This is a genomic window from Zwartia vadi, assembly GCF_030410375.1.
In the GTDB taxonomy this organism is placed as follows: domain Bacteria; phylum Pseudomonadota; class Gammaproteobacteria; order Burkholderiales; family Burkholderiaceae_B; genus Zwartia; species Zwartia vadi.
Genome location: NZ_JAUHHE010000009.1, coordinates 132610 through 155517 on the forward strand (window position 1 = coordinate 132610; position 22908 = coordinate 155517).

Consider the following 22908-nt stretch of genomic DNA (forward strand, 5'->3'; position numbering starts at 1 on the left):
GATGATCTTACATCCGTTCTGGTGCGGAAACACCCAATAGCTCAAGGCCATTGGCGATCACTTGGCGCGTCGCATCAGCCAGACGCAGGCGGGCGTACTTGAGCACAGAATCATCAACCAACACCCGTTCCGCGTTATACCAAGCGTGAAAGTCTGACGCGCAATCCCTTAGCCAGAATGCGACAAGATGGGGTGACAACTCCGCCGCGGCCTGTTTAACCAGCGACGGAAACTCGGCCAAACGCTGCATCAATGCCAGCTCCGATGGTGCCGTCAACACATCCGTCGAGGCGGCATGCAATTCGGCCAGACTTAATCCAGCCGTTGCCAACATCGAGCATATCCGAGCATGCGCATATTGGATATAGTAGACAGGATTTTCTTCGCTTTGCGAACGCGCGAGATCCACATCAAAGACGAACTCGGTGTCAGCACGCCGTTGAATCAAAAAGAAGCGAACCGCATCGCGTCCCACCCATTCGATCAGGTCGCGCAACGTGACGTAACTACCCGCGCGCTTGGAAATCTTGACTTCTTCGCCACCGCGAACAACCTTGACCATTTTGTGAAGCACATAGGCAGGATAGTCAGCGGGGATACCCATTGCGAGAGCTTGCAAACCGGCCCGCACGCGCGCAACGGTTCCGTGATGATCGCTACCCTGGATATTGATGGCGCGTGTATATCCACGCTGCCATTTCGTGACGTGATAGGCGACATCAGGGACAAAGTAGGTGTAGCCACCCTCGGACTTGCGCATGACGCGGTCTTTATCATCGCCCGTGCCAAGCTCGGTTGTGCGCAACCAGAGCGCGCCTTCACTTTCATAGGTATGGCCGCTCGCGATCAGTTTATTGACCGTATCCTCTACCCGACCCGAGGTGTACAGCGAGCTTTCCAAGTAATAATGGTCAAACGCCAAGCCAAATGCCTGTAGATCCAAGTCCTGCTCTCGACGCAAATATGTCACGGCAAAGCGGCGGATATTATCCAGGTCGTTCAAATCTCCGTTGGCCAAGACTGGCTCACCGTCGCTGGCACTTACCGTTGCTTTGGCAACAAAGTCGCGCGCGATATCGACGATATAGTCTCCCCGATAGCCATCTGCAGGATAGTTGTCCGCCTCCGGTTCGATCCCCCGACCTCGTGCTTGCACACTGATTGCCAAGTTTTGGATTTGATTGCCTGCATCGTTGTAATAAAACTCGCGACTCACCTCAAAGCCATTCGCGTCAAACAACCGGCACAGAGCATCGCCGAGCGCCGCCTGACGAGCATGTCCGACGTGCAAAGGACCTGTCGGATTGGCGGAGACAAACTCAACCAATACCTTTTGTGCCTGACGTGGCGCGCGACCAAATGCCTCGCCTTGTTGCGCAATTGCATGCATGACCGCGGTTCGCGCAGCATGTGTCAATCGGAAGTTAATGAATCCCGGTCCGGCTAATTCTGCTTGCGCGATCAACGTGCGCGCTTGAGGATTTGCCATCAACACATCGAGAATGGCTTGCGCCAAGTCGCGCGGATTACGCTTTGCCGGCTTGGCAAGCTGCATGGCGACATTCGTCGCCAAATCTCCGTGCGTGGCAACCTTGGGACGCTCTAACAGTACCGTAGGGGTTGCGTCAGGCAAGATTGCGGACACAGCCGCATGGATACAAGAAATCAGGGTATTTTGTTGCTCGAGGAGCATGGGCGTAGACTATAGCGATAGGAAGGCTTAAATCATAGCCTGAATTAAGCCATGACCAACCTACAGGAGGCCTTCATGCTTGTTACTTTCAGCAGCAAAGCCGGCGCGGATATTCTGATGCTGGCTCAACACGCCAAACCGCTTCTCACCATCATTGGTAAAACGGATGACAAAGACTTGCTCAAGCGCGGCGTCTGCATGCCCGAACAGCTCGATTCGGCAATTGAGCGTCTCGAACACGCCATTGCTGCAGAGCCCAAACAAAACCTCGAAGAAACAGAAGAAAACGAACAACCCAAAGACGCGCTTTCCGCGCATGTTGGCCTCAGACAACGCGCTTTCCCGCTTTTAGACTTGCTCAAACGCGCACAAAAGCAGAAAGTGCCCGTTATGTGGGAAGCCGGCTCCGGTTGGTAAAGGCCAACGATTCATTCCTACTAGTACGCGCGCTCAAACAGCGCGCGAAAGTCGGCCACTGTCGTATGCCGGGGATTCCACCGATTGTAGTTAGCCGCCAGACATTGTTCAGACATTTCGGCAAACGTTTGCGGCTCGGCGCCTACATCCCGCAAGCGACTCGGAATACCCAGATCCTCGCACATGCTTCGGATCGCCTCGACAGCAGCTTGCGCAGCGTCAAGCACGGGCCATTGCTGAACTGGACGTCCCATCGCGATCGCCACGCGTGCATATTTCTCAGGACAAGCGGCTAAATTAAACTGCGCAACGTGTGGCAAACACACGGCATTGGAGAGCCCGTGGGATAAATGAAAACGCGCACCCACAAAACGCGCCATACAGTGCACATTGCCCAATCCCGTTTGTCCAAACGTGATCCCCGCCAGCGCGGAACCCACCAACATATTCAGTCCGGCAGTCAGGTTTTCGCGATTCGCGACGAACTGCCTGATATTTCCTGCCAGTAACTCAATCGCCTGCAAGTTGATGGCATCGGTCATGAGGTTGGACTGTCGGGAAATATACGACTCAAAGGCGTGAACAAATGCATCAATACCGGAGTGCGCGGCCACATGAGCCGGAACAGTTCGTAAGGCCAACGGATCCAAAATAGCGTACGCCGCAGGATTCAGCGCAGCATGTCGGATCGACATTTTAAGATTTTTTTCTGTGTCAGAGATGACGCAAGAACCTGACACCTCAGAACCCGTCCCTGCTGTTGTAGGAATCGCGATCAACGGCAAGGGCGCTGTGGAAAACTTTTCAATCCCTTCGTAATCATGAATCCGGCCGCCATTGGTTGCCAAAATACCAACCGCCTTGGCCACATCCATGGTGCTGCCACCGCCAATTGCCAGCAACACGGTTGCCTGATGCGCCTGACAGACCGCAAACGCTTTTTCAACGGTCGTCGCGCTTGGATCAGGCTCTATTTCTGTATAAGTTGCAATCTCTATTCCAGCATCATTTAACAACTTCCTGATTTGGTCATAGAAATCGCTCGATGCCAAGGCGGCATCGAGTGCGATAAACACACGTCGACACTGGAGCTTGTGGACGATCTCAGAGATTTTTTGATAAGAGCCTTGACCCATATAAATAGTCGTCGGGCATAAAAAACTTGAAATCGTCATCACAAAAACCTTTTAGTTACACATCCAAATTTGCCGCTTGCAAGGCGTGCGTTTCAATAAACGCGCGTCGGGGCTCAACATTATCACCCATCAGCGTGGTGAAAATTTCGTCCGCGGCAATCGCGTCTTCGATCTGCACACGCAACAGACGACGCACCTTGGGATCCATCGTGGTCTCCCAAAGTTGCTCTGGATTCATTTCGCCCAGACCCTTGTAACGCTGCTTGCTGACGTTGCGATCTGCTTCACTACGCAACCATTGCATCGCTTCGCGGAAATCTGCAACCATGGATTCCTTGCGCTTGTCGCCCTCGCCACGTGCGACCACCGCACCCTTGCCAACGAGACCCTGGAACGTCGCTGCCGCACGCGCCAGCACGCCATAATCCGCTCCATTGACAAAGTCCGAATCCAATACGGTGACACGTACGTTGCCATGATGTTTACGACGAACGATCAGGCGATACCTTTCAGACCCTTGGTGATATTCGGACACAACGTCTACTTGATTGGGCAAAAGAGGATCTTGAAGGGCGGCTTGCAAACGCTTGGCCGACGCCGCTGCATGCTCCTCGGTGTCCAACTCAACTGTTGCTCCGCCGACGATTGCGGAAAGGGTCGATTCGTCCATAAACCGACTCAGTCTCGCAATCACGCCGTCCGCCATGACATATTGTTTCGCCAATTCGGCCAGCGCATCGCCCGAAATCGGTGCGGCGCCTGCCTGCGGGACTAGCGAAGCATCCTTGAGGGATACTTGCAACATATAACTGGCTTCTTCAACCTCATCTTTCAGATAACGCTCGTCTTTTCCTGACTTGACCTTATAGAGCGGTGGCTGGGCAATATAGATGTAACCGCGCTCAACCAGCTCTGGCATCTGGCGATACAACAAAGTCAAAAGCAAGGTTCGAATGTGCGCGCCGTCAACGTCCGCGTCGGTCATGATGATGATGCGGTGATAACGAAGCTTTTCAACATTAAAGTCTGGACCGATACTCGTGCCAAGCGCTGTGATGAGCGTTGTGATTTGCTCACTGGCAATGAGCTTATCGAAGCGTGCTTTTTCGACGTTCAATACTTTTCCGCGCAACGGCAAAATGGCTTGGAATTTTCTGTCCCGACCCTGCTTGGCAGAACCACCCGCGGAATCACCCTCGACGATATACAACTCGCACAAGGCAGGATCTTTCTCCTGACAGTCCGCAAGTTTGCCCGGTAGGCCAGCGCCTTCCAGGACACTTTTACGGCGCGTCATTTCGCGTGCTTTACGCGCGGCTTCGCGAGCCCGTGCCGCCTCAACAACCTTGGCGCACAATGCTTTCGCATCGATTGGGTTTTCCAGCAGCCAGGTCTCAAGGGTGCGGGCAACAGCTTCTTCGACGGCGGGTCGCACCTCACTTGACACCAGCTTGTCTTTTGTCTGGCTACTAAACTTTGGCTCAGGAACTTTCACTGACAACACACACGTCAAGCCTTCTCGCATGTCGTCGCCGGTTGTTTCAACCTTTGCGCGTTTAGCCAGCTCGTTATCTGCGATGTATTTATTCAGAATGCGCGTCATTGCTGCGCGCAAACCTGTCAAATGTGTACCACCGTCGCGCTGAGGGATATTGTTGGTGAAACACAATACCTGCTCGTTGTAACCATCGTTCCATTGCATCGCGACGTCTACACCGACAAGCGTGCCGCCAGCATTTGATTCCGTGCTGACTGAAAACACATTTGGATGCAGGACGGTTTTACTTCGGTTGATGTACTCGACAAAACCTTTTACGCCACCCGAAAACGCAAAGTTTTCCTCTTTGCCCTGACGTTGATCAATCAATCTGATTTTGACGCCATTATTCAAAAACGAAAGCTCTCGCAATCGCTTGGACAAAATCTCGTAATGGTATTCAACGTTGTTGAAAATGCTTGTGTCGGCCAGAAAATGAACTTCCGTTCCTCGCTTTTCTGTTTTTCCCGTCACCGTCAGAGGCTGCACGCGCTCACCTTGACGGAACTCCATTTCATGAACCTGGCCATTACGACGAATCGTTAAACGCAACCAGGAGGACAAGGCATTGACACAAGATACGCCTACGCCATGCAGACCACCAGAAACTTTATATGAGTTCTGATCAAACTTTCCACCCGCATGTAGTTCGGTCAATACAATTTCAGCCGCACTTCGACCGAACTCATCGTCCTTGTGGATGTCGGTAGGGATACCACGACCGTTATCCGTGACAGAGATTGAGTTATCGCCATGAATCGTTACGACGATGTCATCACAATGACCAGCCAAAGCCTCGTCGATCGCATTGTCGACCACTTCGAACACCATGTGATGCAGGCCTGTCCCGTCGGATGTGTCGCCGATGTACATGCCTGGGCGCTTACGAACCGCCTCAAGGCCCTTGAGCATCTTGATCGAGTCTGCGCCATAGGCGTCCATATCTTCCGGGCTTTGATCCGCTACTTGATTGTTATCTGACATGTTTAGATCCGCATGGGCATGACAACGTATTTAAACGATTCGTCATCGTGCAAAGTAATAAGGGCTGAAGCGTTCGCATCGGGCATGATTGACCAGCGAATCGTTTCAGCTTTGACGTTGGCCAGAAAATCCAGCAAATAGCTCACGTTGAAACCAACGTCCAGAGCTTCGTGACCATAATCAATATCAATTTCTTCTTGCGCCTCTTCCTGCTCGGCATTGGTCGAGGAAATCTTCAATAAATTTTGCCCCAGCTGCAATCTGACACTGCGGAATTTGTCCGTGGTCAAAATCGCTGCGCGCTGAAGGCTTCCCTGCAAGACTTCGCGGGACACATCAAAATGGCGTGTGTAATTTGTTGGAATGACGCGGTTGAAGTCGGGAAATTTTCCCTCGACCAACTTGGACACGAGTTCGACATGTCCGAAGGAAAAACGGATCTGCCCGGGCGCCACGTCAATTGTGACGGGCTCTTCGCTGTCATCAAGCAAACGCTGCATTTCAAGGACCGTCTTTCGTGGCACGATTACTTCATGTTTAACCGTTACACCATTCACAGGCGTTGAACTATGAGCCAAACGATGGCCATCTGTCGCGACCGCGCGCAACAAGCCGGGCTCAAACACCATCAACATGCCATTCAAATAATAGCGAATGTCTTGTTGCGCCATCGCGAAATGCACCATGTTGAACAAGTGCTTAAGCGTTTTACGTGTGAGCGTCAGCGAAACATCCCAACGCTCTGGTTGCGTCATTGTGGGAAATTCAGTCGCAGCCAGCGTTTGCAAGGAAAATCGGCTCTTTCCCGACTGAATGGCAAGTTTGCCACTGGCCGTTGATAGCTTGACATCACCCGTATCTGGCAAAGCACGCAAGATGTCTACAAATTTTCGCGCCGCTACAGTTAAGGACTCAGTTTCAGACCCGACACCAAAGCTTGCATGCGTTGTAATCTGCACTTCGAGATCGGTGGCGATAAAGGACACCCTGTCAGCTTCTTTGCGCAACAAAATGTTCGCGAGGATAGGCAGTGTATGTCTGCGCTCAACAATTCCGGCGACAGTCGATAACGGCTTTAAAAGCGCGTCACGTGGGGTTTGTACAAGTTGCATGAATTATCCCTTTAGAGTTTGTTCGAGCACATGCAGCGTATGGTTAAGGTCTGCTTGTTTTGCACGCAAATCAGCTATTTTCCTGACAGCATGTAAAACCGTCGTGTGATCTCGCCCGCCAAACATATCTCCAATGTCCGGCAAGCTTTTTTGCGTCAGTTCTTTTGCAAGGTACATTGCAACCTGTCGCGGCATTGCAATGTTGGCAGGTCGTCGCTTTGAATACATATCTGCAACCTTTATTTTGTAATAGTCGGCGACTGTTTTTTGAATATTTTCAACCGTCACCTGACCGCTTGAGACTGAAAGTAAATCCTTGAGCGCATCTTTACAGATATCGACATTCGCCACGTCCTTGCCGTGGAACCTGGCGTACGCCACGACCTTTTTGAGAGCACCTTCAAGTTCACGAACATTACTACGCAAATGTTTCGCAATGAAGAATGCGACCTCTTCCGGCATTGCCAGGCCCTCTTGCTCGGCTTTACGCAACAAAATTGCGACGCGCATTTCCAGTTCTGGTGGCTCGATCGCTACTGTTAAACCAGAGTCGAACCTCGAAATCAATCGACTATCAATGCCAGCGAGCTCTTTAGGATACGTATCGCTTGTAATGATGATCTGCTTGCGTTGCGCCACCATGGCTTCAAACGCATAGAAAAACTCTTCTTGCGTTCTGCTTTTACCGGAGAAAAACTGAATATCATCAATCAATAAAAGATCGAGCGAATGGTAGTAACGCTTGAAATCGTCAAATGCCTTGCGCTGATAGGCTTTGACAACATCCGAAACGTATTGATCCGCATGGACATAGCGCACGCGTACACCATGACCTGCAGTCACCATGGCGTTTCCAATCGCATGGATCAAATGGGTCTTGCCCAAGCCCACACCGCCATATAAAAACAGCGGGTTGTATGAAATCCCCGGGTTTTCAGCGACCTGCAATGCAGCCGCACGTGCCAATTGATTGGCTTTGCCTGTTACAAAATTATCAAACGTCAGATCTACGTTGAGTCGCGACTTGTCATCGACAGGCGTGATGGCTGCCGCGTTGCGGGTTTGAAGGGGAGCGGGTTCGTCTATGGTGCCGATCGGTTCTTGATTGGATCTTGTTTCACCAAGAACGCTGGACTCTTGTTTGACTGGATTATTTTGTGTAATAACTGTCGACACGCGCGCTTTTGGCCGCTCGCTATTAACGGATGCGGACAATTCGAACAATACTTCAACGGGTCGGTTGAACCATTTCGTCGCAAAGGCCTCTATCTGTTGAGCGAAATTTTTTCGTACCCAATCCAGTTTGAATCTGTTTGGAGCGGAAACACGCAGCTGCGCCTTGTTTTCATCAAAGGCTAGGGGCACCAGCGGACGTATCCATGCGCTGATTTGCTGTGGGGGAAAGTCCTGCTCCAAATGGGAGACGCAGGATTGCCAAAACTCGTTCATGTGACTCACTGATCAAACCTTGATTCTACCCTGTGAAGGCATAGGTTATCCACAGGCTATATCCGTATTTGTCCGAGTAGGCAAAGGTAAACATTTGACTTGTCTCGTGTTTTTTGATGAAATGGAGGGCTTTTCGAGTTATTCCTAAACTTTTCGCTCTTTGTTGGGCCCTTAATCATGAAACGTACCTACCAACCCTCCGTCACCCGCCGCAAGCGCACGCACGGTTTTCGTGTCCGGATGAAAACTCGTGGTGGCCGTGCAGTCATCAACGCTCGCCGCGCCAAAGGCCGCAAGCGTTTAGCCGTCTAATACGGCTGGTAGTGAGGATTTGGCCAGCTGCCTTTGCCTCGCTCCTTTGCTTTGTTATGTCTCGCGCCACGTTTCCCGCGGCGGCGCGCTTGCACCGCCCCACCGAATTTGCTGCGGCCCTTGCGGGTCGCCGTATTGCGCGTGGGGCTTATTTCGTAGTGACCGCTCACTTACGCCCGTATGATGAATCAGAGGCATCTACTGATCCGCCATGTGCGAGGCTCGGGCTCATTATGGCAAAACGTTTTGCGCATCTCGCCTCGACACGAAATGCCCTGAAAAGGGTGGTTCGCGAAGCTTTTCGCCTGAAACGACTTGAATTGCCTCCTCATGATTTCGTTGTCCGCTTGCATAAGCCCATCCGGTCAATATCTTTAACCGAGCTCAAGCTCGCTGCCAGAAAAGAGGTCGATGCGCATTTTTTGCGTATCCATCAATAATGCGCTGGCTTAAATCTTTCTTAATTGCCCCGATCAAGGCTTATCAATATTTATTGAGTCCTTGGCTAGGGCATTGGTGTCGCTTTACCCCTAGTTGTTCTAACTATGCAATAGAGGCCATACAAGTACGTGGGCCCTTTATTGGCTTGATTCTGGCAATCCGACGCGTTTCTCGCTGTCACCCTTGGTGCAAGGGTGGACATGATCCTGTGCCGCGATCTGCACACCGAGGCACAAATACCCAAGAGGCCAATCCGGCATCTCAATCCCGCAATCATCCTGATTAACGCTAAACTGCGAGCCTTCGCTGGTGAGCTTTTTTTAATTTAGGCAAGAATGGACATCCGACGCACCATCCTATTGATGATTTTCTCGTTTTCCCTGCTGATGCTGTGGAACAACTGGCAAGTCCACCAAGGCAATCCGTCCCTGTTAGGCGGTGCACCGCAAACCACTACACAGACAGCGCCTGCGGACAGCAAAGCTACGCCCAGCGCAGATACCAAAGGTGTGCCAGCGAGCGTGCCCACTGCGCCCGTGACACCATCTGCCAGTGCTGCAGTCGCAGGCAATGTTCCCGGTGTTACATCTTCTGCATCCTCTCAGGCGCAACTTGTTAATTTTAAAACTGATGTCTTGAATCTCAGTTTTGACTTAATGGGTGCTCAGCTTGTTCGTGCAGACCTTTTGGCATTTCCAAGTCGTGAGGAAAAAGACAAGCCTTTTGTATTGCTTAATAACAGCAATGGGCAGATCTATATTGTGCAATCAGGATTGACTGGCGCGCCCGCTGGCACTCTCTATCCTACCCATCTTGCTCCCTACACCTTGATAACAGATCAACGCGAACTTAGCGGTGATCAGCTTGTTATTAAATTCGCTTCTGAATCTGGTGGCGTCAAGCTGACTAAAACTTTCACTCTCAAGCGTGGTAGCTATGAAATTTTAGTTGACCATCAAATTGAAAACCTGTCTGCTCAACCCATCACGCCAGCTGTTTACTTACAAATCACACGCGACAGTAAAGATCCAGCCAGCGAAAACTCTACGCCGAGTTTTATGTCAGGCCCAGTGAGCTTTACAGGTCCTGTTGTTTACTCCGATCAGGAAAAATTCCAAAAGGTTTCTTTCTCTGAAATTGAAAAGCGTAAAGCCACCTACATCAAAGAAGCTGATAACGGTTGGTTTGCGATGGTTCAGCATTATTTCGTAACAGCATGGGTACCTCCACAAGGTAAAAACCGCAGCTATGAAATGACCGAGCTGCAAAAAAATCTCTTTGCAATTCGAAGCATTGAACCAGTCGGAACTATTGCTCCAGGCAGTCAACTCAGCATTCCCGCCAAACTTTGGGTCGGTCCACAAGACCAAGAGGATCTCGAAAAAGTAGCTCCCGGCCTGGATCTTGTTGTTGATTACGGCTTATTGACAATTATTGCCAAGCCCCTTTTCTCACTTATGACGTGGCTGCACTCGTTACTTGGAAATTGGGGTTGGACCATTGTTGTATTGACTATTTTGATCAAGGCAGCTTTTTATCCTCTCTCAGCAGCGAGCTACCGCTCAATGGCCAAGATGAAACTTGTTGCTCCTCGACTTCAAGCGTTGAAAGAAAAGTTTGGTGATGATCGTCAAAAACTCAACACCGCCATGATGGAGATGTATCGGACAGAAAAGATCAATCCTCTTGGTGGCTGCTTACCCATTCTGGTTCAGATTCCAGTCTTTATCTCTCTTTATTATGTTCTGGGTTCAAGCGTAGAACTTCGTGGTGCGCCTTGGATTTGGTGGATTAAAGATTTGGCTGTTCAAGATCCATATTTCATCCTGCCTGTTGTGATGATGGGCACGATGTTTATCCAGATGAAACTGAATCCAACGCCACCTGATCCAATGCAAGCAAAGGTCATGATGTTTATGCCTTTAGTTTTCGGTGCGATGATGTTCTTTTTCCCATCAGGACTTGTCCTGTACTGGTGTGTCAACAATATTCTTTCAATTGCACAACAGTGGTATGTGATGCGTCAGATTAACGCAGCCGCAGCGGCAGCACATCGTTAAAATATTCTGCACGAATCATGCAAAATAAATATCCAATCGTTGCCATTGCCACCGCCCCGGGACGGGGCGGCATTGGCATCATCCGAGTCTCGGGGCCCCATCTGGGGCCCTTTATCTTTGCTTTGCTTGGTTTAAATCTCACCCCACGACACGCACATTATTGTGTTTTTCGTGATCAAGAGGGCGTACCAATCGATCAGGGTATTGCCCTCTATTTTTCCGCGCCCCACTCATATACTGGCGAAGATGTTCTTGAGCTGCAAGGTCATGGCGGGCCTGCTGTCATGCAATCGTTACTTAAGCAATGTCTGCGTATCGGTTCTGCGTTTAACGTGCGCCTGGCCTCTCCAGGCGAGTTCACTTTACGCGCTTTTTTGAACGATAAAATCGATTTAGCTCAAGCTGAAGCAATTGCCGATTTAATAGATGCTTCGTCAGAAGCCGCAGCGCGTGCAGCAATGGCTTCCTTTAGCGGTAAATTTTCCAAAGAAATCGATTCATTGGCTCAATCGATTATTCAATTGCGCTTGATGGTTGAAGCGACACTTGATTTTCCAGAAGAAGAAATTGAATTCCTGGAAAAGTATCATGCTCGCGAACGTTTGGAACATATTCAAACACATCTTGCTGAAATCCTGTCTCAATCAAGACAGGGTATGGTTCTTCGTGAGGGATTACACGTTGTTTTAGCCGGTGAACCAAACGTAGGTAAATCAAGTTTGCTCAATGCACTGGCTGGGGAAGATCTTGCCATTGTCACGGAAATTGCAGGTACTACGCGAGACAAAGTCTCTCAAGTTCTTCATTTGCAAGGGGTCCCCCTCACTATCGTTGACACGGCTGGATTACGTGACACGACGGATCAAATCGAAGCCATTGGTATTGAACGCAGTTGGTCAGAAATAGCAAAAGCTGATGTGGTAATCAATCTAAAAGACGCATCTTCTAAAGATACAAAATTAGATGAAAAAATTGCTCTTCATCGTTCACCTCAAAGCATATTGCTAACTGTTTTCAACAAGGCGGATCTACTTGATTCGGTTCCTCTTGCGACAAGTGATGTGATTTATATCTCTGCTAAAACGAGATTTGGTCTCGATACTCTTTCATCGAGGCTACTAGAACTTGCAGGATGGCAACCTGGACAAGAAAGTCCATGGCTGGCAAGACAGCGGCATATAGATGCCCTTGAGGCCGCAGCAAATCATTTAAAGATTGCTTCTTATCATGCTGAGCAAAACGATCGGGTACTCGATCTGTTTGCAGAAGAATTGCGACTTGCACATGATCAGCTCGGATCGATCACTGGTCATATGACCGCAGATGATTTGCTGGGTGAAATTTTTTCGCGCTTTTGCATTGGTAAATAAGTTTACCTTTAACTTTTACTGCATATCTTCTTTGTAAAGAGTGTTGTTTTTTCCTCTCATCTTCACTCTGTTACAAATTTTTCTATTTTTTTATCCTGTGGATAACAACGGCAAAGTGATTGTGGATACTTTGTGTATGAATTTCGAATAACCAGTCAGTTACGATTTCTCTTCAAACTTATCCCTGTTGTTCCACAATTTCAAACAGAGTTTACGAACAAATAAAAAAACATCTAACCCTGTGATTCTTTATGCTTATCCGAAGTTATCCCTGTTATCCACAAGGTATCTTATCCATTAGTTTTTATATATAAACAAAAAGATATAAAGCACTACACCGTTACCGCCAACTCTTAAAAAACCAAGACTTCACATCGCAACACAAAACAATTTGTTCATGTTTAAATTCATTTATCGATAACGAGACGTGAAGTTCTGATCAAACTTTTACTAATCGTTCTATTGCCTGATCAAGAGTTGATTCTTTCTTTGCAAAGCAAAAACGAACAATGTTGTGATTTGAGTCTGGATGTTCAGGCGTTGCATAAAACGCTGAAACCGGTATGACCACAACGCCATGTTCTTGGGCAAGCCAGATGGAAAACTCAGATTCTGACTGTTTAGAAATCTCGCTGTAATCAGCAAGTAAAAAGTAAGTCCCTGGACATGGGAGTGTTTTAAAGCGTGTTTTTGCAAGTCCCTGTATAAGTTGTTCCCTTTTTTCTTGATAAAAATTCGACAAAGACAGATAGGTTTGTGGATTTTTTGTATAAATCGCAAGTGCATGTTGGAATGGTGAAGGCACAGTAAAAACAACAAACTGGTGTACCTTTCTAAGTTCTGTTGTCAGAGCGACAGGTGCACAACAATAACCAATCTTCCAACCCGTCGTGTGAGTTGTTTTACCAAAAGAAGAAATGACAAAAGCTCGTTCTGCAAGCATTGGTCTAGAAGCAACGCTGATATGTGTTTTTTGATCAAAAACAATATGTTCATAGACCTCATCAGACAATACGATGATGTTGGTATTGTTTACGATGGCTTCTAAGGCTTCAAAATCTTTTTCTGAAAACACAGATCCAGTCGGATTATGAGGTGAGTTGATGATAATCATGCGTGTTTTGCTAGAAACACACGATTTAACCTTGTTCCAATCTACGGCAAAGAAGGGTTGACTGGATGTTGGTGCTGACATCTGAACTCTGACAGGGATTCCACCAGCCAGACGTATAGCGGGTACATAACAGTCGTAACAGGGTTCGATAACAATGACTTCATCACCCTGAAAAACAGTCGAAAGCACAGCAGACATGATTGCTTCTGTTGCACCACTTGTGACAGTGATTTGCGTGTTTGGATCGTACAAACGTCCATACAGACTATGTACCTTGTGACTGATGACCTCTCTCAAGCTCGCTACACCAGTCATCATCGGATATTGGTTATGACCTTCTTGCATAGACTTTGTGACTAAGTCTAATAAAGCCGCATCAGCATTGAAGTCTGGAAACCCTTGACCAAGATTGATGGCGTTGTAATCGCTCGCCATCTTGCTCATGGTTGTAAAGATCGTTGTACCAATATCAGGCAATTTTGAACGAATTTGCATGGTGTAATTGTCAGCTTGTAAATACGATTGTTTTTCCGATAATACGCATTTTTTTTGGTTATGTGCTTGTGAAGCTGATTTGGAAGTTGGTCATCGGTTTTATTGCCTCGCTTAGCGGAGCGTTTGCTGCACAGTGGATCGGTATTCCCCTTCCCTGGACATTGGGACCCTTATTCGTTGTGGCAGCGCTGCGTTTGATGACGGTTCCTGTTAGCAGTTATTCCCCGTTTCGAAATTTTGGTCAATGGGTCATCGGTTTGACTTTAGGCCTGTACTTTACGCCCCAAGTTGTTGCAGTTGTATCTAGTCATTGGTTAGCAATGATTGCCGGACTTATTTTGGCTCTCTTGCTTGCTGTGTACGGTACGGTTTTGCTTTACCGCTTTGGCCAAGTTGATCTAAAAACGGCCTGGTTTTCATCTGCCATTGGTGGTGCAAATGAAATGACGGTTCTTGCTGAACGTTATAAAGTAAGGCCCGATTTGGTAGCAAGTGCTCACACTTTGCGCTTGATCATGGTTGTTATTGCAGTTCCTTTTGCTTGTCAAATTTTCAACGTTGCAGGAGCTGATCCAAGCGTCCTTGATCAAAAATATTTTGACCTGAAGGGCTTTTTGATTCTTGGTTTATTAACCGTCTCAGGTGGTTATATTGCGTATCGGAACAAAATACCGAATGCTTGGGTGTTGGGGCCGATGTTCGTGACAATGGCCTTAACCATGAATGAAATACATTTTTCAAACGTACCTTCTTGGCTTTCTCTTCTCGCACAGTTGTCTATAGGCTGGTCTTTAGGAGATCGTTTCCGTCCCGGTTTTTTCAAGAAAGCACCCCGCTTTCTTCTTTACGTCTTTATTTATAGTGCGACGGCGCTTGTCCTGGCTTTCGGTTATGCCCTTTTACTTGCTCAATTTTCAAACGTACCTTTATCCTCTTTAGCTGTGAGTGTTGCGCCTGGTGGTATTGCGGAAATGGCCATTACAGCAAAAGTGCTCCAGCTTGGCGTCCCGCTTGTAACGGCGTTTCAAGTATCCAGGATGGTAGGCGTGGTTTTGCTGACCGGTCCTTTATATGTATACGTAGTAACTAGATTTCAATCTAAAAAGCTTGCAAATATTTCTGAATAATTTCATCTGACTAGCGTAATTATTCATACTCAATCCACATCTTATACCTGCATTATCCACAGCGTTATTAACGATAATAATTAGATGACTATTTTTTTTGAAACTTATTCACTTGTTATCAAGCTGTTTTACCGTAGTTATTAACAGCTTTATCCACATAGCGGTTCTTCTACTTTTCTTATTGGTGGACGTGACCATTTAATGTTTCACGTGAAACATCCCCCTTTCTTTCAGACTAGTGGCACTTGATTGTTTCACGTGAAACAAGTTAGCTAACACCGATTATGACTTTCTTAAAAAAAGTTTATTAAAGTTTTTACCTGTAGAGTGTTTCTTAGATTGATAGTCACAGTATGTTTTGTGCATCGAGGATTTTCAGCTAGTCACATTCATGTTGTTGATCAAAGAAAATAAAGTGAAAACAAAAGTGCGTTGTTTCACGTGAAACAAGTGGCGCATATAATAGATGCTAATTGTTAGGTGAAACGCTCATGAACTTCCCCACATTCTTTGATGTAATTGTTGTTGGTGGCGGCCATGCCGGATCTGAAGCCGCGCTTGCCTCAGCAAGAAGTGGATCTAAAACTTTACTTTTGACCCATAACATTGAAACACTTGGGCAAATGTCATGTAATCCGTCAATCGGAGGTATTGGAAAAGGCCATTTAGTAAAAGAGATTGACGCCTTGGGTGGGGCAATGGCGATTGCTACCGATGAAGCGGGCATTCAGTTCAAAATCTTAAATGCCTCTAAAGGACCTGCGGTACGCGCGACCCGTGCACAAGCAGACCGTGTCTTGTATAGGAAAGCCATTAGGACGCGTTTAGAAAATCAAGAAAACCTATGGTTATTTCAGCAATCCGTTGACGATTTGATCTTGGAAGGCGATCGCATTGCAGGTGCTGTCACTCAAACAGGGGTGTTGTTCCGCTCGAAAACGGTAGTTTTGACAGCAGGTACGTTTTTAAATGGTTTGGTACATGTAGGTTTAGAAAACTATGCTGCAGGGCGTGCGGGTGATCCTTCATCAACAACACTCGGCCGCAGGCTCAAAGAAATGAAGCTGCCCCAAGGGCGGTTAAAAACAGGGACCCCACCAAGAATTGATGGCAGGACAATTGATTATTCAGTGCTTGAAGAACAACCGGGAGATTTAAATCCTATCCCCGTTTTTTCATTTTTAGGCAATGTTGCTTTACATCCCAGGCAAATACCTTGTTGGGTCACACATACTAATGAAAGAACCCACGATATTATTCGTGGGGGGTTGGATCGTTCTCCTATGTATAGCGGAGTGATTGAAGGTGTCGGGCCACGCTATTGTCCGTCAATTGAAGATAAAGTTCATCGCTTTGCAGACAAAAACGCTCATCAGGTATTTTTAGAGCCAGAAGGATTAGATACACACGAGGTTTATCCCAATGGTGTTTCAACCTCTCTTCCTTTTGATGTACAGCTTGAGCTCATCCGCTCGCTTAAGGGTTTAGAACAAGCTCATATTGTTCGGCCCGGTTATGCAATTGAGTACGACTATTTCGACCCGAGGGAATTAAAAAGCTCGCTTGAAACGAAGTCTATAAAGGGATTGTTTTTTGCCGGGCAAATAAACGGAACAACCGGATATGAAGAGGCCGCTGCGCAAGGTTTGTTAGCAGGAATAAATGCTTCACAGTATGCACAGGAAAAAAGTCCATTATTACTCCGTCGAGATCAAGCTTACATGGGGGTATTAGTGGATGATTTAGTCACCAAGGGAGTGACGGAGCCATATCGCATGTTTACTTCCAGGGCGGAATACCGCTTAAGCTTAAGAGAGGACAATGCTGATTGGCGACTCACTGAAATTGGAAGACAATACAATCTTGTCGATGATGCGCGTTGGAAGGCTTTTAACGAGAAGCATGAAGCCGTAGAAAAAGAAATCCAAAGACTTCGCACAACGTGGATTAATCCAAGAATGCTAAGTCCGCAGGCAGCAGAAAGCGCACTTGGAAAAGAAATTGCGCGTGAGTACTTACTTTCTGATTTATTGAAGCGCCCCAACGTTTCTTATCAGGACCTCATGAGTATGCAGCTTCACGAGCAAGTTGATCTTGGCACTGGGCTTCCACCTGGTGAAAGAGCGGAACAAGTTGAGATTCAAATTAAATACGAGGGATATATTGCCCGGCAACAAGAAGAAATAGAACGCCAACAATCTTATGAGTCTCACCAAATACCCGAAACATTAGATTTTGATTCAATCACAAGCCTCTCGTTTGAGGTGAGACAAAAGCTCAGAACGCATCGACCAGAAACAATTGGACAAGCATCGAGAATCTCCGGAATAACACCCGCAGCCATATCGCTTTTACTTATTCATTTGAAACGACATCATTACGGTCAGACAAACAAAGCTATTTGATGGAAACACCACAGTCTATGGCTAAGCATGCGGAACATTTGAAACAAGCATGCCAAGCACTCGAGCTAAACCCGTCTGACAAAAAGCAAACGCAATTACTTGAGTATTTAAGTCAACTATTAAAGTGGAACAAAACCTATAACCTCACGGCAATCCGTGATGCTGAACAAGCGTTGATTCAACATATTTTTGATAGCCTGTCAGTCGTGCCGATCTTAAATAAACTGAGGATGGCGCAGGAGGAAAAAGGTATCAAAGTTCTGGACGTAGGATCGGGTGCAGGTTTGCCGGGCGTCGTGATCGCGATCATGATGACAAATGCAAAAGTGACCTGTGTCGATACGGTTGAAAAGAAAATGTCCTTTGTCAGACAAATGATTAGCGTATTGAAATTAGAAAATCTACAGGCCGTGCACGCGCGAGTGGAAAACATGGTGAGCGAGAAATACGATGTCGTGACTTCACGCGCATTTGCGAGTCTAAAAGATTTTGCGAATCTGGCAGGCCACCATGTCGATGAAAAGGGATACTTACTCGCCATGAAAGGCAAAGAACCCACAGAAGAAATAGAAGACTTACTAAAAGAAACAAACTGGAAGGTGCAATCGATTCAATCATTGCTTGTTCCGCAGCTCAACGCACAGCGATGCTTAGTATGGATGAATCAAAAAGGAACACAATGACGGAAATGACATCACGAAGCGCGCGTGTTTTTTGTATAGCAAATCAAAAAGGCGGAGTCGGGAAAACGACAACAGCAATCAACCTTGCTGCGGGACTTGCTAAACATAAACAACGTGTATTACTGATAGATCTAGACCCTCAAGGTAATGCGACCATGGGGAGCGGTGTGGATAAAAGTTCACTTGCACATAATTTATATGATGTGTTGATTGGTGCCGCAACAATTAAAGAAGCTCGGTTACGTTCAGAGACAGGTCATTATGATGTGTTGCCTGCGAATCGAGAACTATCTGGTGCAGAAATCGATTTGGTCGGCATGGAAAAAAGAGAGCTGCAACTTAAACAAGCGATCGATCTCGTTGCTGAAGAATATGATTTTGTATTGATCGATTGTCCACCGACACTCTCTCTTTTAACGCTCAATGGACTCGCCGCGGCACATGGCGTCATCATTCCAATGCAATGTGAGTACTTTGCATTGGAAGGCTTATCCGATCTGGTCAACACAATTAAACGCGTACATCGCAACATCAATCCTGAATTAAGTTTGATTGGGCTCTTGAGAGTGATGTTTGACCCCAGAGTCACACTTCAACAACAGGTATCAGCACAGTTGGAAGCACACTTTGGAGACAAGGTTTTCAAAACCGTCGTACCCAGAAATGTCAGACTTGCCGAAGCGCCCAGCCATGGCATGCCAGGAGTTGTATACGACCCAAGTTCACGAGGAGCCCAAGCCTACATCGCATTTGGTGCGGAAGTTATTGAACGCTTGCGTCAGAAAGTAGAATAAAGGAAAAGAAAATGGTCACTAAAAAACCGAAAGGACTGGGCCGCGGACTTGAAGCACTATTGGGTGCTGATGCACCTGGATTGAGTCAGCTTGGACAGACAGAAACAACAAAAACACTTCCAAATGTACTGTCAGTTACAAAATTACAAGCTGGAAAATATCAGCCCAGAACAAGGATGGATGAAGGTGCGCTCGCAGAGCTTGCGGATTCAATACGCTCACAAGGAATAATGCAACCAATTTTAGTTCGCCCACTTGCTGAAACAAATGGGCGCTACGAAATTATTGCTGGCGAACGACGCTTCAGAGCCGCACAATTAGCGGGTTTGACAGAAGTGCCTGTGCTTGTGCGAGAGGTGGCCGATGAACATGCGGCGGCAATGGCGTTGATTGAAAACATTCAACGAGAGGATCTCAATCCTTTAGAAGAGGCGCACGGAGTTAAAAGACTATTAGATGAGTTTGGATTAACACATGAGCAGGCAGCTACAGCAATTGGACGCTCAAGATCTGCAACAAGCAATCTTCTCAGGTTGTTGAATTTAGCAACACCCATCCAGACGATGTTGTTAGCTGGGGACATTGATATGGGACATGCGCGTGCATTGCTTGCAGTCGATAGTGCCACCCAGATTCAATTGGCCAATCAAATTATTGCGAAAAGACTTTCTGTGAGGGAAGCAGAGAAGCTCGTCGCACGCACAGCAACAGAAACAAGCGCAAAACCAAAGCGTACAAATGGCGGAAGTGCGCGTGATGTGAGCAGACTGGAAGAAACGCTTTCTGATCAACTCGGAACTAAAGTGTCATTAAAAATCGGATCAAAAGGACGTGGACAATTGGTCATCGATTTTCATGGCTGGGAACATTGCTCGGCACTGATTGAAAAAATGCAATTAAAAGAAGAATTAATATGAAACCATTAACACCGTCCTTTGTGTCCCCCACCTTGTTAAAGAAATGGTTACATGACGGACGAGAGATCGCACTTTTGGACGTTAGGGAGCATGGTCAATATGGGGAGGAGCATCTCTTTTACGTAGTCTCAACGCCCTACAGCAAATTAGAGTCCGAGGTCTTGCGACTGGCGCCAAGAAAAAATGTTCGAATGGTGTTAGTGGGCGACTCAAAGAATGATCTGTCGATTAAAGCGAATCAACGACTCCTTGAGTTAGGCTATAGCCAAGTACATATCCTAGATGGCGGTGTCGCGGCATGGCGACAGGCTGGATACGAAGTGTTTGCCGGTGTCAATCTGCCAAGTAAAGCCTTTGGAGAGTTGGCGGAGCACGCCTTCAACACACCAAGAATATCTGCGTTGGAATTAAATGAAAAAATTGCCAATAAAGAAGACGTGATTGTTTTGGATGGTAGGCCTTATCAAGAGTTTAAAAAAATGAGCATCCCTACGGCAATGTGTTGCCCCAATGGTGAGCTCGCACTCAGAATCGACGACATTGTCAAAAATCCTGATACAACAATCGTCATCAATTGCGCAGGTAGAACCCGTAGCATCATTGGCGCACAGACACTTATTAATTTAGGCTTGCCAAATAAAATATTGGCGCTTGAAAACGGAACGCAAGGTTGGTATTTAGCTGATCTGAAACTTGAGCATGGCAAAACAAGCAAGCATCCAGAAACCATTGACACACACACACTTTCTTTAAAGCAACAGCGCGCGCGCGAACTCGCGCTTAAACATAAGATTGCTTTTGTCGATGGTGCAACGGTAGAGCGTTGGCTAAAGGAAAAAGACCGCACAACATACCTATGCGATGTTCGTACGCCAGAGGAGTTTGCTCAGCAAACCGTCAAGGGAGCGCAACACACCCCCGGTGGACAGCTGGTTCAGGCAACGGATCAATATATCGGAACAAAAGGCGCACGCATCGTTGTGTTTGATCAGGAAAATGTTCGGGCACCTGCAATGGCATCGTGGCTCGCCATGTTGGGTTGGGATGTCGCCGTTTGGGATGGTGCATTGAATCATCAATGGTCAACAGAACACACCAATCAAAGTGAGTCCAAACATTCCGAAGCATTAGTGGGTCAAACAATCACTGCTCAACGTATAGCTGCTGAACAAATCTCTCAGCAAATACAGGCAGGCGCACGAGTGTTAGATATGCGGCCGAGTATGAAATATCGAGAAGCTCATATACAAAATGCAGTCTGGACAATTCGACCTTTATTGCATTCGATGTCAGCTCAGATAAAAGACCAAGCGATCCTTGTCCTTGCTGAGGAAGAGATCATTGCTCAACTCGCAACAAAGGATCTCGTGGAACTAGGCGCCAAAAGTGTAAGTTTTAATGTTGACCCTCCCTCAAAATGGTCGCAAGTCAAACTCAGCGTCAGGTCAACACCCGAACACCCGTCAGACAAGGAATGTATAGATTACTTATTCTTTGTTCATGACAGGCATGACGGAAATAAAGCTGCAGCCAGACAATATTTAGCCTGGGAAATGAATTTGCTTGCGCAAATCGATGAACAAGAAAAAGCGGCTTTCAAGTTGCCACATTAAAAAAGACCCAAAGAAAAAGATTTTCTTAGTGAGCGAACGCATTTAGACCTACATCTGTCGAATATGAAGCCAAACTGTCATATAAGAAGGCTAAGGTCTTGACAATAAGGAAATGTTCGTTCATAATCGTTGGTTCTCTTGTGGAGAGGTGCCCGAGTGGTTAAAGGGGGCAGACTGTAAATCTGTTGGCCTTGCGCCTACGTTGGTTCGAATCCAACCTTCTCCACCAAGAGGCGACTGTTTAGACGGACGCAAACTCGATATGGGCGGGTGTAGCTCAATGGTAGAGCAGAAGCCTTCCAAGCTTACGACGAGGGTTCGATTCCCTTCACCCGCTCCAGCGGCAAGTGCAGGTACCTAGGCAGTGAGAGTAACTAAGTATCAGGTATTAGTATTTAAACGGGCTGTAAAACGATATTCGTCATACAAGTCCGTTAGTAATGAATAGTAAGTTAGTTAAATAGTAAGGCAATTTAGTTAGACAAATTTTAGGTTCGTGGGGCATGCCCGGCGAATGCGCCCATGTGGCTCAGTGGTAGAGCACTCCCTTGGTAAGGGAGAGGTCACGCGTTCGATCCGCGTCATGGGCACCAGAAGATTTTCAGTATATAGCGCCGCTAGTACAAAAATTTTATTTCTTCAATCACATTAGCTTCAGCTCAGGTCAGGAGTCAGCCATGGCAAAAGGCAAGTTTGAACGTACCAAACCACACGTAAACGTCGGCACAATCGGCCACGTTGACCACGGCAAAACGACGTTGACCGCAGCGATCACGACTGTTCTGTCCAAGAAGTTTGGTGGCGAAGCAAAAGACTACTCGCAGATCGATGCCGCTCCTGAAGAGCGTGCGCGCGGTATCACCATCAACACCGCTCACGTCGAGTACGAGACGGCTAACCGTCACTACGCGCACGTTGACTGCCCCGGCCACGCCGACTACGTCAAGAACATGATCACCGGTGCCGCACAGATGGACGGCGCAATCCTGGTGGTCTCGGCCGCTGACGGCCCAATGCCCCAGACGCGTGAGCACATCCTGTTGTCGCGTCAGGTGGGCGTGCCTTACATCATCGTGTTCCTGAACAAGGCCGACATGGTTGATGATGCCGAGTTGCTTGAGTTGGTCGAAATGGAAGTGCGCGAGCTGCTCTCCAAGTACGACTTCCCAGGCGATGACACGCCAATCGTCAAGGGCTCAGCTAAGCTCGCCCTCGAAGGCGACACAGGCGAGCTCGGTGAGCAGGCCAT

Annotated in this window: 19 protein-coding genes and 3 tRNA genes; 16 read left to right on the forward strand and 6 right to left on the reverse strand. The window is 47.5% G+C overall.

Annotated elements, in window-relative coordinates; translation table 11 throughout:
• Positions 1-7: 7 nt before the first annotated feature.
• On the reverse strand, positions 8-1693 hold the full coding sequence (gene argS / locus QWY27_RS09635) for an arginine--tRNA ligase (protein WP_290197070.1): 1686 nt from the start codon (positions 1691-1693) through the stop codon (positions 8-10).
• A gap of 75 nt (positions 1694-1768) precedes the next feature.
• Between argS and QWY27_RS09640 the strand changes: the two genes are divergently transcribed.
• Positions 1769-2110 (forward strand): DUF1840 domain-containing protein, encoded by a 342-nt coding sequence (locus tag QWY27_RS09640; RefSeq protein ID WP_290197072.1) that lies wholly within the window; start codon positions 1769-1771, stop codon positions 2108-2110.
• Between the two features lie 20 nt (positions 2111-2130).
• On the opposite strand, the gene QWY27_RS09645 is transcribed toward QWY27_RS09640, so the two are convergent.
• The 4 genes from QWY27_RS09645 to dnaA are packed head-to-tail and all read right to left on the reverse strand — an operon-like array spanning position 2131 to position 8328.
• On the reverse strand, positions 2131-3285 hold the full coding sequence (locus QWY27_RS09645; RefSeq protein WP_290197074.1) for an iron-containing alcohol dehydrogenase: 1155 nt from the start codon (positions 3283-3285) through the stop codon (positions 2131-2133).
• 16 nt (positions 3286-3301) lie between these two features.
• On the reverse strand, positions 3302-5767 hold the full coding sequence (gene gyrB, locus QWY27_RS09650; RefSeq protein WP_290197075.1) for a DNA topoisomerase (ATP-hydrolyzing) subunit B: 2466 nt from the start codon (positions 5765-5767) through the stop codon (positions 3302-3304).
• A gap of 2 nt (positions 5768-5769) precedes the next feature.
• Positions 5770-6879: a DNA polymerase III subunit beta gene (gene dnaN, locus QWY27_RS09655; protein WP_290197077.1), complete on the reverse strand. Its 1110-nt coding sequence runs from the start codon at positions 6877-6879 to the stop codon at positions 5770-5772.
• 3 nt (positions 6880-6882) lie between these two features.
• On the reverse strand, positions 6883-8328 hold the full coding sequence (gene dnaA / locus QWY27_RS09660) for a chromosomal replication initiator protein DnaA (RefSeq protein ID WP_290197079.1): 1446 nt from the start codon (positions 8326-8328) through the stop codon (positions 6883-6885).
• A gap of 177 nt (positions 8329-8505) precedes the next feature.
• On the opposite strand from dnaA, the gene rpmH reads away from it, so the two are divergent.
• The 5 genes from rpmH to mnmE are packed head-to-tail and all read left to right on the forward strand — an operon-like array spanning position 8506 to position 12511.
• On the forward strand, positions 8506-8640 hold the full coding sequence (gene rpmH / locus QWY27_RS09665) for a 50S ribosomal protein L34 (protein ID WP_006578231.1): 135 nt from the start codon (positions 8506-8508) through the stop codon (positions 8638-8640).
• A gap of 56 nt (positions 8641-8696) precedes the next feature.
• Positions 8697-9080: a ribonuclease P protein component gene (locus QWY27_RS09670; protein WP_290197109.1), complete on the forward strand. Its 384-nt coding sequence runs from the start codon at positions 8697-8699 to the stop codon at positions 9078-9080.
• Positions 9080-9367, forward strand: coding sequence for a membrane protein insertion efficiency factor YidD (gene yidD / locus QWY27_RS09675; protein WP_290197111.1), 288 nt, complete (start codon positions 9080-9082; stop codon positions 9365-9367). The genes QWY27_RS09670 and yidD overlap by 1 nt, the downstream gene beginning before the upstream one ends.
• Positions 9368-9416: 49 nt before the next feature.
• A complete protein-coding gene (gene yidC / locus QWY27_RS09680; RefSeq protein WP_290197112.1) occupies positions 9417-11141 on the forward strand; it encodes a membrane protein insertase YidC in 1725 nt (574 codons plus the stop codon).
• Positions 11142-11158: 17 nt separating this feature from the next.
• Positions 11159-12511, forward strand: a complete 1353-nt coding sequence (gene mnmE / locus QWY27_RS09685; protein WP_290197114.1) for a tRNA uridine-5-carboxymethylaminomethyl(34) synthesis GTPase MnmE — start codon at positions 11159-11161, stop codon at positions 12509-12511.
• A 439-nt stretch (positions 12512-12950) separates the two neighbouring features.
• Here the strand turns inward: mnmE and QWY27_RS09690 are convergent, their stop codons facing one another.
• Positions 12951-14120 carry a methionine aminotransferase gene (locus QWY27_RS09690; protein WP_290197117.1) on the reverse strand — a complete coding sequence of 390 codons (1170 nt, stop codon included), beginning with the start codon at positions 14118-14120 and terminating at the stop codon, positions 12951-12953.
• Here QWY27_RS09690 and QWY27_RS09695 point away from each other — a divergent pair.
• From QWY27_RS09695 to QWY27_RS09740, 10 genes are all read left to right on the forward strand, one after another.
• Entirely contained in the window at positions 14105-15247 is a 1143-nt protein-coding gene (locus tag QWY27_RS09695; protein WP_290197118.1) for an AbrB family transcriptional regulator, read from the forward strand. The two genes, QWY27_RS09690 and QWY27_RS09695, sit on opposite strands and share 16 nt — an antisense overlap.
• A gap of 491 nt (positions 15248-15738) precedes the next feature.
• A complete protein-coding gene (mnmG, locus tag QWY27_RS09700; RefSeq protein WP_290197120.1) occupies positions 15739-17652 on the forward strand; it encodes a tRNA uridine-5-carboxymethylaminomethyl(34) synthesis enzyme MnmG in 1914 nt (637 codons plus the stop codon).
• Positions 17653-17669: 17 nt separating this feature from the next.
• Entirely contained in the window at positions 17670-18335 is a 666-nt protein-coding gene (gene rsmG, locus QWY27_RS09705; protein ID WP_290197122.1) for a 16S rRNA (guanine(527)-N(7))-methyltransferase RsmG, read from the forward strand.
• Entirely contained in the window at positions 18308-19129 is an 822-nt protein-coding gene (locus QWY27_RS09710) for a ParA family protein (protein WP_435433474.1), read from the forward strand. Before rsmG ends, QWY27_RS09710 begins: the two co-directional genes overlap by 28 nt.
• An 11-nt stretch (positions 19130-19140) precedes the next feature.
• Complete coding sequence (locus tag QWY27_RS09715; protein ID WP_290197124.1) at positions 19141-20046, forward strand: ParB/RepB/Spo0J family partition protein; 906 nt, start codon at positions 19141-19143, stop codon at positions 20044-20046.
• Entirely contained in the window at positions 20043-21659 is a 1617-nt protein-coding gene (locus tag QWY27_RS09720) for a rhodanese-like domain-containing protein (RefSeq protein ID WP_290197126.1), read from the forward strand. The genes QWY27_RS09715 and QWY27_RS09720 overlap by 4 nt, the downstream gene beginning before the upstream one ends.
• A 142-nt stretch (positions 21660-21801) precedes the next feature.
• A tRNA-Tyr gene (locus QWY27_RS09725) sits at positions 21802-21888 on the forward strand.
• 37 nt (positions 21889-21925) lie between these two features.
• Positions 21926-21999: transfer RNA gene (locus tag QWY27_RS09730), tRNA-Gly, on the forward strand.
• 178 nt (positions 22000-22177) lie between these two features.
• Positions 22178-22252: transfer RNA gene (locus tag QWY27_RS09735), tRNA-Thr, on the forward strand.
• A gap of 84 nt (positions 22253-22336) precedes the next feature.
• Positions 22337-22908: GTP-binding protein (locus QWY27_RS09740; protein ID WP_290197127.1), on the forward strand; the 572-nt coding region annotated here is incomplete at its 3' end.

What these genes read in the sequence shown, in the direction of transcription:
- QWY27_RS09640 (WP_290197072.1), top strand. Translation starts at nt 1,769, where the DNA reads ATGCTTGTTACTTTCAGCAGCAAAGCCGGCGCGGATATTCTGATGCTG.
- QWY27_RS09720 (WP_290197126.1), top strand. Translation starts at nt 20,043, where the DNA reads ATGAAACCATTAACACCGTCCTTTGTGTCCCCCACCTTGTTAAAGAAA.
- yidD (WP_290197111.1), top strand. Translation starts at nt 9,080, where the DNA reads ATGCGCTGGCTTAAATCTTTCTTAATTGCCCCGATCAAGGCTTATCAA.
- mnmG (WP_290197120.1), top strand. Translation starts at nt 15,739, where the DNA reads ATGAACTTCCCCACATTCTTTGATGTAATTGTTGTTGGTGGCGGCCAT.
- dnaA (WP_290197079.1), bottom strand. Translation starts at nt 8,328, where the DNA reads ATGAACGAGTTTTGGCAATCCTGCGTCTCCCATTTGGAGCAGGACTTT.
- QWY27_RS09670 (WP_290197109.1), top strand. Translation starts at nt 8,697, where the DNA reads ATGTCTCGCGCCACGTTTCCCGCGGCGGCGCGCTTGCACCGCCCCACC.
- yidC (WP_290197112.1), top strand. Translation starts at nt 9,417, where the DNA reads ATGGACATCCGACGCACCATCCTATTGATGATTTTCTCGTTTTCCCTG.
- QWY27_RS09710 (WP_435433474.1), top strand. Translation starts at nt 18,308, where the DNA reads ATGGATGAATCAAAAAGGAACACAATGACGGAAATGACATCACGAAGC.
- QWY27_RS09645 (WP_290197074.1), bottom strand. Translation starts at nt 3,285, where the DNA reads ATGACGATTTCAAGTTTTTTATGCCCGACGACTATTTATATGGGTCAA.
- mnmE (WP_290197114.1), top strand. Translation starts at nt 11,159, where the DNA reads ATGCAAAATAAATATCCAATCGTTGCCATTGCCACCGCCCCGGGACGG.
- dnaN (WP_290197077.1), bottom strand. Translation starts at nt 6,879, where the DNA reads ATGCAACTTGTACAAACCCCACGTGACGCGCTTTTAAAGCCGTTATCG.
- argS (WP_290197070.1), bottom strand. Translation starts at nt 1,693, where the DNA reads ATGCTCCTCGAGCAACAAAATACCCTGATTTCTTGTATCCATGCGGCT.
- gyrB (WP_290197075.1), bottom strand. Translation starts at nt 5,767, where the DNA reads ATGTCAGATAACAATCAAGTAGCGGATCAAAGCCCGGAAGATATGGAC.
- rpmH (WP_006578231.1), top strand. Translation starts at nt 8,506, where the DNA reads ATGAAACGTACCTACCAACCCTCCGTCACCCGCCGCAAGCGCACGCAC.
- rsmG (WP_290197122.1), top strand. Translation starts at nt 17,670, where the DNA reads ATGGCTAAGCATGCGGAACATTTGAAACAAGCATGCCAAGCACTCGAG.
- QWY27_RS09715 (WP_290197124.1), top strand. Translation starts at nt 19,141, where the DNA reads ATGGTCACTAAAAAACCGAAAGGACTGGGCCGCGGACTTGAAGCACTA.
- QWY27_RS09690 (WP_290197117.1), bottom strand. Translation starts at nt 14,120, where the DNA reads ATGCAAATTCGTTCAAAATTGCCTGATATTGGTACAACGATCTTTACA.